We start from the raw sequence: 11,603 nt of genomic DNA, 5'->3' as shown, positions 1-11,603 counted from the left end.
GCGATCTTTTGCGGGGGTCTGGGGGCGCAGCCCCCAGGGGACGGGACCGGGCAGGGGCGGCGGGGGCGAAGAAGCCCGTCACCGCCCCACCGGACCGGACGGTCACACGTACTTCTTGATCTCCCGTCGCGCCAGCGACCGCTGGTGCACCTCGTCCGGGCCGTCCGCGAGCTTCAGGGTGCGCGCGCTCGCCCACAGCTCGGCCAGCGGGAAGTCCTGACTGACACCGCCCGCACCGTGCAGCTGGACCGCCTTGTCGAGGATGTCGACGACCGTGCGCGGGGTGGCGATCTTGATGGCCTGGATCTCGGTGTGGGCGCCCCTGTTGCCGACGGTGTCCATCATCCAGGCGGTCTTCAGGACCAGGAGACGGAGCTGTTCGACGGAGACGCGCGCGTCCGCGATCCAGTTCTGGACCACGCCCTGCTGGGCGAGCGGCTTGCCGAAGGCCGTACGGGACACGGCCCGGCGGCACATCAGCTCGATCGCCCGTTCGGCCATGCCGATCAGCCGCATGCAGTGGTGGATACGGCCCGGGCCGAGCCGCGCCTGGGCGATGGCGAAGCCGCCGCCCTCCTCGCCGACGAGGTTGCTCACCGGGACACGGACATGGTCGAAGACGACCTCCGCGTGCCCGCCGTGGGAGTGGTCCTCGTAGCCGTACACCTGCATGGCGCGCCGGACTTCGAGCCCCGGGGTGTCGCGCGGGACCAGGACCATGGACTGCTGACGGCGGATGTCCGGCCCGTCCGGGTCCGTCTTGCCCATCACGATGAAGATCTTGCAGTCGGGGTTCATCGCCCCGGAGATGTACCACTTGCGGCCGGTGATCACGTACTCGTCACCGTCGCGCTCGATGAGCGTGGTGATGTTGGTGGCGTCGGAGGAGGCCACCTCCGGCTCGGTCATCGCGAACGCCGAGCGGATCTCACCGGCGAGCAGCGGCTCCAGCCACTGCTTCTTCTGCTGCTCGTCGCCGAACTGCGTGAGCACCTCCATGTTGCCGGTGTCCGGCGCGGCGCAGTTCAGCGCGGTGGGTGCCAGGTGCGGGCTGCGGCCGGTGATCTCGGCGAGCGGCGCGTACTGGAGGTTGGTGAGCCCGGCGCCGTACTCCGCGTCGGGCAGGAAGAGATTCCACAGGCCCTGCCTGCGGGCCTCCGCCTTCAACTCCCCGACCACGGCCGGCGTGTCCCACGGCGAGGCCAGCGAGGCGCGCTGCTCCTCCGCCACCGCCTCCGCCGGGTAGACGTACTCGTCCATGAAGGCGAGCAGCTTCCCGCGCAGTTCCTCGGTGCGCGCGTCGAATGCGAAGTCCATGACGGATCAGCCTTCCTGAAGAGTGGTCAGACCGTGCTCGATGAAGAACGGGACCAGTTCACCGATGCGGTCGAAGCCGGCGCCGACCGTCTGGCCGAGCGTGTAGCGGTAGTGGATGCCCTCCAGGATCACGGCGAGCTTGAACCAGGCGAACGCGGTGTACCAGGCGACGTCGGACACGTCGCGCCCCGAGCGCGCGGCGTACCGTTCGACGATCTCGGCCGGGTCCGGGTGCCCGGCGGCCGAGGCGGTCGTGCTGATGGGGGAGTCGGGCAGGTCCAGCGGCGCGCTGTACATCACCAGCAGGCCCAGGTCGGTGAGCGGATCGCCGAGCGTGGACATCTCCCAGTCCAGGATCGCCTTGATCCGGTCGTCCTCGCCGATCAGCACGTTGTCGAGCCGGTAGTCGCCGTGCACGACGGCGGGCGCGGGGGAGTGCGGCAGCTCACGGCCGAGGGCGGCGTGCAGTTCGTCGATCCCGGCGAGCTCACGGTTCCTGGAGGCGTCCAGCTGCTTGCCCCAGCGGCGCAGTTGCCGGTCGAGGAAGCCCTCGGGACGCCCGAAGTCGGCGAGGCCCACGGCGGCGGGGTCGACGGCGTGCAGTTCGACGAGCGTGTCGACGAGCCCGAGCACCGCGTCCCGGGTGCGCTCCGGGCCGAGCGGGGCGAGCTGCTCGGCGGTGCGGTACGGGGTGCCGACCACGAACTCCATGACGTAGAAGGGCGCGCCCAGCACCTCCTCGTCCTCGCACAGCAGCACCGGACGCGGTACGGGGACAGCGGTCGGGTGCAGCGCGCTGATGACCCGGTGCTCGCGCTTCATGTCGTGCGCGGTGGCCAGTACGTGCCCGAGCGGGGGCCGTCGGACGACCCAGCTCGTGGTGCCGTCCGTGACCGCGTACGTGAGGTTCGACCGTCCGCCCTCGATCAGCCGGCCGGTCAGCGGGCCGTTCACCAGACCGGGCCGCTCGCCGTCGAGCAGGCCACGCAGCCGGTCGAGGTCGAGACCTGGCGGGTGGTCGGGACTCATCATTTCTCCTGCACGCCGGGAAACGGGACACGACCATGATGCCGACCAGTCGGTATGTCGTCCAGCGCCCGGACGAAACGTGATCGGCGTCTCCCTCCGGGGGCCGGGGGAGACGCCGGGGCGCGCTTGCGTCTAGCGTGGCGTGCTTGCGCCTAGTGGTCGTCCCAGTGGCCGTCGTGCTCGGCGTGGCGGTGGCCGTCGTGCAGGTAGTCGACGTGGTCGCCGTGCGCGACCGCGGGATGCCCGCAGCCCTCGCCGTGCCGGTGGCCGTGCTCGTCGTGCGCCGTGTGACCGCTCGGCTCGCACTCGTCCCAGTGCCCGGAGTGCTCCCGGTGCAGATGTCCGTCGTGCGCGTAGTCGACGTGGTCGCCGTGCGGCACGGCGGTGTGCCCGCAGTCCGGGCCGTGAGTGTGCTCGTGGGTCGGGTGCTCCAGGTGAAGGGTGGTCATGATGCTCACCTTCGTGAGTGGCGTGAAATGACGGCTCAGGCTAGCGCCAGAAAGAACCGCATTCATCGCTATTTGCGCTATTACGCCCCATTTGATCCGATTCAGAACACCAGTGCCGCCGCGCACACGGCCAGGGCGACGGTGCACAGGGTCGCCGCCGTCGCGTGCCGCGGTGCGAGTGCGGGCGGGCCGTCGGTGCCGGACGTCGCGAGCACCCGGATACGCCGGTGCGCGAGCGCCAGGAAGCCCAGCCACAGTGCGCAGCACAGGGCGCAGGTCGCCACGTCGATCGCCGACGGGCCGCCGTGCAGTGCCGCCTTCGCCGCGAGGACCGCGGCGACGGTGCTCGACAGGGTCGTACGCCGCCACGCGAGCCGCGTACGTTCCGGCTGCAGCCCAGGGTCCCGCTCGGCACGGTCCCGCGGGCCGGGCACGGTCACCCTTCCCAGCCGACGAGGACGACGACGACCATCGCGATGGCCACGATCGCGACGGCGATGCTCAGCAGCGCCGGGAAGCGCGACACGGGTAGGTCCTCCCCGCGGCGCATCGCGCGCTCGCAGCGCACCCAGTGATTGACGGCGCGCAGCGAGCAGAGCACGCCCGCCGCCAGCAGGGCCAGCGCGAGGCCGACCCGCCAGCCCCAGCGCAGGTCCGGCAGGAACTGATCCACGGCGAAGCCCCCGCCGATCAGCGCCAGCGCGGTGCGCAGCCAGGCGAGGAAGGTCCGCTCGTTCGCCAGCGAGAACCGGTAGTCGGGTGTGACGCCCTCCTGCCGGACCTCCTCCGGCGCGAACCACAGCCGGAAGTTCCGTACGAATTCGATCACGCCATCGACCCTACCGGGGCCCGGCGGGGGCTCAGTCGGTGCCCGTCGCCCGGTAGTCCTTCAGGCGCTCGTACGCCGCCAGGCCGTCCGGCACCCACGTCCAGTCCGTCAGACGGCGCTCCACCTCCTCCTCGGTGAGGAAGTCGTGCCAGGCGACCTCCTCCGTCTGGGGGTTCACCGGGAGCTCGCAGCGGACCTCGTAGACGGCCGACCACCAGGTCTGGCCGGAGCCGTTGTCGTAGAGGAACTTGAAGAGGGGGACGGGCCCAGGGAGCCCGGAGACCCCGAGTTCCTCCTCGGCCTCGCGCAGGGCCGCGGAGTCGTAGGACTCGCCCGCGCCCACGACCCCGCCGACGAACATGTCGTACAGGGAGGGGAAGACGAGCTTGGTGGGCGTGCGGCGGTGGACGAAGAGCCGGCCCCGGGCGTCCCGGGCCTGGATGAACACGCAGCGGTGGCGAAGACCGCGCGCGTACGCCTCGCCGCGCGGGGACTGCCCGATGACCACGTCGTTCTCGTCCACGATGTCGAGGATCTCGTCAGCGGCGCTCATGGCCCCATCCAAGCAGCCGCGGGCGCCGGGCGCGGTGCGCGCCGTGCGTGCGGCCCGGCACGCCGCCGCCGGGCGCCCTCAATGCGGCTGGAGGTCCCGTACCGACTCGGTCTTGGTGGTGCCCGACGGCATCGCGGGGTGCATGCCCAGCAGGACGATTCCCGCCACGATCGCCGCGAGTCCCGCCGCTTCCCAGGTGAGTGCCCCCACGTCCGTGCGCAGCTCGTCCCCGAGGAAGCCCACGCCGCACACGATTCCGGCCAGCGGCTGGGCGGCGGTGAGCGCGGGCAGCGACATCCGCAGCTCCGCCGTCTCGAAGGCGCTCTGTACCAGCACAAGGCCCGTCACCCCGAGCACCAGCACCCCGTACGGCTGCCAGCCGGTCAGCAGCTCACTCCAGCTGCCGGCTCCGAACCGCTCCCCGCTGACCCGGGTGAGCGCGTCCTGCACGCCGTACAGCAGCCCCGCGGCCAGCGCGAGCAGGACGGGCGCCGCGCTCAGCCGGGAGCGCTTGGCGTAGGTGGTGAGCAGCAGCGCGAGCCCGATCATGATCCCGATGATCAGCCAGTGCCGCAGCGGATCGGTCACCGAGTCGCCGCCCTTGGGCTTGCCCGCCACGATGAACGCCGTGACCCCGCCCGCGAGCAGGACGAGGCCCGCCCAGCCCTGGCGGCCCAGGGGGTGCTTGGTCTGATGGCGGGAGAGCGCGAGCGCGAAGAGCAGGTTGGTCGCGAGGAGGGGTTCCACCTGGGAGATCTCGCCCTTGCCCAGGGCGACCGCGCCGAGGATCATGCCGCACACCATGAGCCCGATGCCGCCCAGCCAGCGGGGCACCCGGATGAGGTCGAGCAGCAGGCGCGGGGAGAGGAAGTCGCTCAGCGGAGCGTGCGAGGCGGCGTTCTGCTGGAGCACGAAACCGAAGCCCAGACAGCAGGCCGCGCTCACCGAGAGGATCAGAACGAGAACCGACACGCTGGGTACCTCGAAACATCGGGAGTCTGAGCGGGTCACGCGCGCGTATTCCCGCCGACTGTAGTGCCATCGACCGGGCCCTGCCCACGGGAGTACCCGGAACCGGGCAGTTGACTCGGTCACTCCTCTTGCCGAAGGATCTGACCGATCAGTAACAACGGCTGGTCGAGCGGCGGCCGTGCTTGTTCGACCGGTGCCGATGCCTGATGTCTTCCGTACCACTGTCTCATCAACCAACGACGATGCCGCCGGCTCGTGACGAAGCCGACAGAAACCGACCGGAAACGGACGGCAGGCCGAGAGGACGGGCCCATGGCCTACGACGCAGATGTGATCGTGATCGGAGCGGGCCTCGCGGGGCTCGCCGCGACCGCGGAGCTCGTCGACGCGGGCCGCAAGGTGATTCTCCTCGACCAGGAGCCGGAACAGTCGATAGGCGGCCAGGCGCACTGGTCCTTCGGCGGACTCTTCTTCGTGAACTCGCCCGAGCAGCGCCGGATGCGGATCAAGGACAGTCACGCGCTCGCCCTCCAGGACTGGATGGGCACGGCCGGCTTCGACCGGGCCGAGGACCACTGGCCGCGCCGCTGGGCCGAGGCGTACGTGGACTTCGCGGCCGGAGAGAAGCGGTCCTGGCTGCACCAGCAGGGGGTCCGCTTCTTCCCGGTGGTCGGCTGGGCGGAGCGCGGCGGCTACGACGCCAACGGTCACGGGAACTCCGTGCCGCGCTTCCACATCACGTGGGGGACCGGGCCCGGGGTGGTCGCGCCCTTCGAACGGCGGGTGCGCGCCGGGGTCGCCCGGGGGCTCGTCCAGCTCAGGTTCCGCCACCGGGTGACCGGGCTGTCCCGCAGCGCGGGCACCGTCGACACGGTCACCGGCGAGATCCTGGAGCCGTCGGGCGCAGCGCGCGGGCAGGCCAGCAGCCGTACCGTCGCCGGGGCGTTCGAGCTCAAGGCGCAGGCGGTGATCGTCACCTCGGGCGGCATCGGCGGCAACCACGACCTGGTCCGCGCGAACTGGCCCGAGCGGCTCGGCACTCCGCCCGAGAAGATGGTCGCGGGCGTCCCCGCGCACGTCGACGGCAAGATGCTCGCGATAGCCGAGGAGACGGGTGCGCACCTCATCAACCGCGACCGCATGTGGCACTACACCGAGGGCATCCAGAACTGGAACCCCATCTGGGAGAACCACGGCATCCGCATCCTGCCGGGCCCGTCCTCCCTCTGGCTGGACGCCCGCGGGAACCGGCTCCCGGTGCCCCTCTTCCCGGGCTTCGACACCCTCGGCACGCTCGAACACATCATGAAGACCGGATACGAGTACACGTGGTTCGTGCTCGACCAGAAGATCATCGGCAAGGAGTTCGCGCTCTCCGGCTCGGAACAGAACCCGGATCTGACGGGCAAGTCGATCAGGGATGTCATCGGACGGGCGCGCGCCGACGTACCGGGCCCCGTCAAGGCGTTCATGGACAACGGCGCGGACTTCGTCGTCGAGAAGGACCTGGGCGCCCTGGTGCGCGGCATGAACGCCCTCACCAAGGAGCCGCTGATCGACGAGGCCGCGCTGCGCCGCGAGATCGTCGCGCGTGACCGGGAGATCGCGAACCCGTTCACCAAGGACCTCCAGGTGATGTCGATCCGCGGCGCCCGCAACTACCTCGGGGACAAGCTGATCCGTACGGCCACCCCGCACCGCATCCTCGACCCCAAGGCGGGCCCGCTCATCGCCGTCCGCCTCCACATCCTCACCCGCAAGAGCCTGGGCGGCCTGGAGACCGACCTCTCCTCGCGCGTACTGACGGAGGGCGGCGACCCGCTCTCCGGTGTGTACGCGGCCGGCGAGGCCGCCGGCTTCGGCGGCGGCGGAGTCCACGGCTACCGCTCCCTGGAGGGCACCTTCCTCGGGGGCTGCCTCTTCTCCGGCCGCACAGCGGGCCGAGCGGCCGCCGAGGCGGTGAGCTGACTCTCGCAGGGGCCGTCGCGAGGTCGGGTTTCAGCCGTGACCGGACTCCGGGGAACCGGGGTCCGGTCACGGCCCGGCCCCCGCAGGGAGTCGAGCCCGCCCCCGGAGAGAGCTGTCCCACCAGCCGGTTCCCGTCCCGGAGAGCGTGCGGGGGAACATCAACTCTGCGCCATTCAAGGGAAGTTGAATCGTTCGGCGGATCTGTCCGGCCTTGACGTAAACCCTCAGCCAAGGGTTTGCTTTGCGTGATCACCCCTTGACCAGCCGCGTCTGTGAGGAACCCCCGCGGTGTCGCCACCCCCGCCACCCCCTCCTCCCCTCGGCCGTGGCCGCAAACGCGCGGTCCACGCCTTCGACGCCGCCCTCGACGACGTCGAACTCGTCGCCGCGCGCACCTCGTTGGCCCAGGGACGATGGACCGCGGTCCGCGCACTGCTCGCCGCCACCGGCGACGACTGGGACCGCCGCGGACACCGCGTCACCGTCCTCGCCCAGGAGCCCGCCGCCCTCGCCTGGGCCCGTGACTGGCAGCTCGCGGAACCCGAGTCCGCCGACGCCGCCGTACTCCTCGCCTGCGCCACCGTCCAGCGCGCCCTGCACGGCAAGGACCGCCCGGAGCGGGCCCGCGAGACCTGCGCCGCCGCCGCCGCGCTCGCGCCGGCCGACCCGACCCCCTGGCTCGGCCTGCTGATACTGGAGCGTTCGCGCGGCAGCGAGGGCGACGTGGTCCGGCTCTTCGACGAGGTGCGCCACCGCTATCCCGAGCACCACCACGCCCACCACCTGATGGTCGCCCGGCTCGCCGAGCGCCGCGCCGAGGCCGGCCAGGACCCCCTCCACGAGGTCTACGACTTCGCGAACTGGGCGGCCGAACAGGCGCCCGCCGACTCTCCGCTCGCGATGCTGCCCGTCGTCGCGCACGCCGAGCGCTATCGCGTGCTGGCCGGCGCCGGCAGCGAGTCCGCCGACCCGGCCGCCTCCGGACACTGGGTCGGACGCCGGGCCCGTCAGGTGATGAAGGCCGCCTTCGACTGGTGGCTGGAGTGGGAGCGCGAGGACCACCCCCGCCGCCACCTCGACCTCAACTTCCTCGCCCACGCCAAGTTCTGCGAGGGCCGGGGCGCCGAGGCCGCCGCCCTGTTCCACCGCATCGGCCCGCACGCCACCCCGGTGCCGTGGTCGTACCCGGACCGCGACCCGTACCGAGCCTTTCGTGCCGCCCGCGACAACGCCCTCGGCACGGTGTGACCCCACCCACAAGAAGTCGAGAAACCCGAAAGGACGGCCCCGCGATGACGACGGGCAGTTCGAGCACCTCGAGCAGTTCGAACACGGGTAGACCCGCCACGACCGGTGGCGCCATCAGCACCTTCAAGGGCCAGGACCGCGCTCTGCACGCGGGCCGGCTCGGCACGGGAGGTCTGCTGCTCTCCGTCCTCGCGGCGACCGCCCCCCTCATGGTGGTCGCGGGTGTCATGCCCACGGCATTCGCGGTGATGGGCGTCGTCGGGGAACCGCTGATCTTCGTCATCCTCGGCGTGGTCCTCGCTCTCTTCAGCGTCGGGTACGCCGAGATGAGCCGCCACGTCCACAACGCGGGCGCCTTCTACGCCTACGTCGCCCGCGGTCTCGGCGGGACCGCGGGCGCCGGCGCCGCCGCGGTCGCCCTCGTCGCCTACAGCGCGCTGCAGTTCGGTATCTACGGCATCTTCGGCTTCGAGGTCTCCGGGCTGTTCGCCACCTACGCCGACGTCGAAGTCGCCTGGTGGATACCGGCGCTGATCGCCGTCCTCGCCGTCGGCGCGCTCTCCTGGCTGAAGATCGACGTCAACGCGCGTGTACTCGGCGTCCTCCTGGTCGTCGAGGTGGCGCTCGTCGTCATCTTCGACATTGCCGCCGTCGCCGACCCCGCCAAGGAGGGCCTCTCCCTGCACGCCTTCAACCCGGACACACTCACCGGGGCGGGCGTCGGCACCGCGCTGTGCTTCTGCATCGCCGCCTTCACCGGCTTCGAACAGGCACCGGTGTACGCCGAGGAGACCAGCCGCCCGCACATCCTCGTCCCGCGCGTGATGTTCCTGGCGATCGGCTTCGTCGCCGTCTTCTTCGCGCTCAGCTCCTGGGCGCTGACCGTCGCCGCGGGCCCCTCCGGGATCGTCGGGGCGTCGCAGAAGCAGAGCGCCGGACTGCTGTTCTTCCTCACCGAGTCGCGCCTCGGCGGCACCTTCACCGACATCCTTCACGTCCTCTTCGTGACCGGCATGTTCGCGGCGCTGCTCAGCTTCCACAACGTCGTCGCGCGGTACGCCTTCGCCATGGGCCGCGAAGGGCTGCTGCCCTCCGCCTTCGGCCGGACCACCGGCACCAGCGGCGCGCCCGGCACCGGCTCGCTGCTGCAGACCGGCGTCTCCGTGATCGTGCTGATCGCGTTCGCCGTGACCGACGACAAGCCCACCGGTGACCCGACCGCGCCCGTGCTGCACCTGTTCACCTGGGCCGGAAACGTCGGCGCGCTCGGCGTCATCCTGCTGATGGCGGCGGCCTCGCTCTCCGTGATCGTCTTCTTCGCCCGCCGCGGCGCCGCCCGCGCCCAGGCCTGGCGCCTGGCCACCTCGGCGATCGCGGCCGTCGCCCTCCTCGTGATCGCGGGCTACACGGTCAAGGACTTCGACATCCTGGTCGGGGCCGGTCCGGACTCCGCGCTCAGCTGGCTGCTGCCCGCCCTGATCGCGGCCGCCCTGGTCGTCGGCCTGGTGCAGGGCCTGGTGCTGCGCTCCCGCAAACCCGAGGCGCACGCCCGTATCGGACTCGGCAACGAGGCGTTCCAGCTGGACAAGGCGGCGGAGTCCACCCCCTGATCCGGCGGCCCGATCAGGGGCACCCGTTCTGAGAAGTGTGTGAGAAGTGGTTACGGAAGTCTGACGAGCACCCGCTGCCGCTGGCCTCAAGGGGGTCGCGGGTGCTCGTATGGGTGTGTGAACCCTGAACAGCCCCCTCGGCGGGGACCGGACCGGCCCCGGGAGCGCCCACCGGAGGACCCGGAAGCCTCCGGCACGCCCGTCGGCCGCCGGCTCCTGCTCGGCACGCTCGGACTCGGCGCCCTCGGCGTGCTGGCCGCGCCCACCCTGCAGCGCGGCCTGGAGTCCCTCTTCGCCGACGACCCCACCGGGCTGAGCGGCCTGCTCCCCAACGGCGGCGGATTCCGCTACTACTCGGTGACCTCCTCCGTCCCGCACAAGGACGCGTCGAACTACCGCCTCACCATCGACGGCCTGGTCGACCACCCCCGCAGCTACACCCTGGCCGACCTCAAGGCCCTGCCGCAGACACGGATCGTGCACGACGTCCAGTGCGTCACCGGCTGGCGAGTGCCCGGCACCCCCTTCGAAGGCGTACGGCTGTCCCATCTCCTGGACGCCGCCGGGGTCAAGGCCAAGGGCCGCGCGATCCGCTTCACCTGCTTCGACGGGGCGTACACCGAGAGCCTCACGCTCCAGCAGGCCCGGCGCCCCGACATCCTGGTGGCCCACCGCATGCAGGACAAACCACTCGGCCACAACCACGGCGGCCCGGTCCGCCTCTACGTCGCCCCCATGTACTTCTACAAGTCCGCCAAGTGGCTCTCCGGCATCACCGTCACCGAGGACCTCCGTCCCGGGTACTGGGAGGACCGTGGCTACGACGTGGACGCGTGGGTCGGCCGCTCGAACGGACGCGACGATGCACCCACGAGTTGACGACACCCAGACCCTCGCCGCGCCCGCGCCGCGCGTACGGCGCTTCAGCCGCGCCGAGCGCTGGGTGCACCGCGTGACCGCCCTGCTGATGGGGATCTGCGTGGCGACGGCGGCCTGCCTGTACCTCCCGATGTTCGCCGAGCTCGTCGGCCGCCGTGAGCTGGTGGTCAGGATCCACGAGTGGGCGGGCCTGATGCTGCCGGTACCGGTCCTGGCGGGCCTGGTCTCCCGCGCCTTCCGCGCGGACCTGGGCCGCCTCAACCGCTGGGGCCCGCACGACCGTACGTGGCTGCGCGCGGCGCTGCGGCGGGACCGGCGCCCCGCGTCCCGCCCGGCGGCCAAGTTCAACGCGGGCCAGAAGACCTACGCCGCCTGGATCGCCGGCGCGACCCTGGTCATGCTCGCCACGGGGCTGCTGATGTGGTTCACCCACCTCGCCCCGCTGATGTGGCGCACCTCGGCGACCTTCGTCCACGACTGGCTGGCGCTCACGATCGGCGTCGTCCTCGCGGGCCACATCGGCATGGCCCTCGGCGACCCGGAGGCCCGCCGCGGCCTGCGCACGGGCTCGGTGAGCCAGGAGTGGGCGGAGCGGGAGCATCCCCTCTGGCGGCCCTAGACCGAGTCTGCCGGGGGCCCGCGGCCCCCGGCACACCCCCTAGGCCCTGTCGTCAAATTCCCGTCTGCCCTGCGACGCCATGCACGCACTCTCACCGCACCAGGCACAGATCCAAGTACGTCCAGTACGA

General features: G+C 71.4%; 12 protein-coding genes. 5 read left to right on the top strand and 7 right to left on the bottom strand.

What is annotated here, in order from left to right; genetic code table 11:
- Nucleotides 1-102: 102 nt before the first annotated feature.
- From ABZ656_RS52135 to ABZ656_RS52105, 7 genes are all read right to left on the bottom strand, one after another.
- On the bottom strand, nt 103-1,317 hold the full coding sequence (locus tag ABZ656_RS52135) for an acyl-CoA dehydrogenase family protein (protein WP_101406052.1): 1,215 nt from the start codon (nt 1,315-1,317) through the stop codon (nt 103-105).
- A 6-nt stretch (nt 1,318-1,323) separates the two neighbouring features.
- A complete protein-coding gene (locus tag ABZ656_RS52130) occupies nt 1,324-2,346 on the bottom strand; it encodes a phosphotransferase family protein (RefSeq protein ID WP_101406053.1) in 1,023 nt (340 codons plus the stop codon).
- A 152-nt stretch (nt 2,347-2,498) separates the two neighbouring features.
- Nucleotides 2,499-2,795 carry a hypothetical protein gene (locus ABZ656_RS52125; protein ID WP_168507612.1) on the bottom strand — a complete coding sequence of 99 codons (297 nt, stop codon included), beginning with the start codon at nt 2,793-2,795 and terminating at the stop codon, nt 2,499-2,501.
- Nucleotides 2,796-2,896: 101 nt separating this feature from the next.
- Nucleotides 2,897-3,235: a DUF202 domain-containing protein gene (locus tag ABZ656_RS52120; protein WP_360278964.1), complete on the bottom strand. Its 339-nt coding sequence runs from the start codon at nt 3,233-3,235 to the stop codon at nt 2,897-2,899.
- The gene (locus tag ABZ656_RS52115; RefSeq protein ID WP_101406056.1) at nt 3,232-3,624 is read right to left on the bottom strand and encodes a DUF202 domain-containing protein; all 393 of its coding nucleotides are present in this window, start codon (nt 3,622-3,624) and stop codon (nt 3,232-3,234) included. The genes ABZ656_RS52120 and ABZ656_RS52115 overlap by 4 nt, the downstream gene beginning before the upstream one ends.
- 31 nt (nt 3,625-3,655) lie before the next feature.
- A complete protein-coding gene (locus tag ABZ656_RS52110) occupies nt 3,656-4,177 on the bottom strand; it encodes an NUDIX domain-containing protein (RefSeq protein ID WP_101406057.1) in 522 nt (173 codons plus the stop codon).
- Between the two features lie 78 nt (nt 4,178-4,255).
- Complete coding sequence (locus ABZ656_RS52105) at nt 4,256-5,149, bottom strand: DMT family transporter (RefSeq protein WP_101406058.1); 894 nt, start codon at nt 5,147-5,149, stop codon at nt 4,256-4,258.
- A gap of 312 nt (nt 5,150-5,461) precedes the next feature.
- On the opposite strand from ABZ656_RS52105, the gene ABZ656_RS52100 reads away from it, so the two are divergent.
- The 5 genes from ABZ656_RS52100 (at nt 5,462) to ABZ656_RS52080 (ending at nt 11,473) form a co-directional block, all read left to right on the top strand.
- A complete protein-coding gene (locus tag ABZ656_RS52100; protein ID WP_101406059.1) occupies nt 5,462-7,117 on the top strand; it encodes an FAD-binding dehydrogenase in 1,656 nt (551 codons plus the stop codon).
- A gap of 288 nt (nt 7,118-7,405) precedes the next feature.
- Nucleotides 7,406-8,365 carry a hypothetical protein gene (locus tag ABZ656_RS52095; protein ID WP_101406060.1) on the top strand — a complete coding sequence of 320 codons (960 nt, stop codon included), beginning with the start codon at nt 7,406-7,408 and terminating at the stop codon, nt 8,363-8,365.
- Between the two features lie 44 nt (nt 8,366-8,409).
- The gene (locus ABZ656_RS52090; protein ID WP_101406061.1) at nt 8,410-9,975 is read left to right on the top strand and encodes an APC family permease; all 1,566 of its coding nucleotides are present in this window, start codon (nt 8,410-8,412) and stop codon (nt 9,973-9,975) included.
- A 216-nt stretch (nt 9,976-10,191) separates the two neighbouring features.
- The gene (locus ABZ656_RS52085) at nt 10,192-10,854 is read left to right on the top strand and encodes a molybdopterin-dependent oxidoreductase (protein WP_360278968.1); all 663 of its coding nucleotides are present in this window, start codon (nt 10,192-10,194) and stop codon (nt 10,852-10,854) included.
- A complete protein-coding gene (locus ABZ656_RS52080) occupies nt 10,838-11,473 on the top strand; it encodes a cytochrome b/b6 domain-containing protein (RefSeq protein ID WP_101406063.1) in 636 nt (211 codons plus the stop codon). The genes ABZ656_RS52085 and ABZ656_RS52080 overlap by 17 nt, the downstream gene beginning before the upstream one ends.
- The last annotated feature ends 130 nt before the right edge of the window (nt 11,474-11,603 follow it).

Source organism: Streptomyces sp. NPDC007095 (assembly GCF_040634475.1).
GTDB lineage: Bacteria > Actinomycetota > Actinomycetes > Streptomycetales > Streptomycetaceae > Streptomyces.
Note: the sequence above shows the minus strand (reverse complement) of the source record. Positions and strands in the feature narration are given on the sequence as shown.

Bases quoted from the DNA above. Each gene is read 5' to 3' on its own strand.
- ABZ656_RS52135 (WP_101406052.1), bottom strand. From the start codon at position 1,317: ATGGACTTCGCATTCGACGCGCGCACCGAGGAACTGCGCGGGAAGCTG.
- ABZ656_RS52130 (WP_101406053.1), bottom strand. From the start codon at position 2,346: ATGAGTCCCGACCACCCGCCAGGTCTCGACCTCGACCGGCTGCGTGGC.
- ABZ656_RS52125 (WP_168507612.1), bottom strand. From the start codon at position 2,795: ATGACCACCCTTCACCTGGAGCACCCGACCCACGAGCACACTCACGGC.
- ABZ656_RS52110 (WP_101406057.1), bottom strand. From the start codon at position 4,177: ATGAGCGCCGCTGACGAGATCCTCGACATCGTGGACGAGAACGACGTG.
- ABZ656_RS52100 (WP_101406059.1), top strand. From the start codon at position 5,462: ATGGCCTACGACGCAGATGTGATCGTGATCGGAGCGGGCCTCGCGGGG.
- ABZ656_RS52090 (WP_101406061.1), top strand. From the start codon at position 8,410: ATGACGACGGGCAGTTCGAGCACCTCGAGCAGTTCGAACACGGGTAGA.
- ABZ656_RS52080 (WP_101406063.1), top strand. From the start codon at position 10,838: ATGCACCCACGAGTTGACGACACCCAGACCCTCGCCGCGCCCGCGCCG.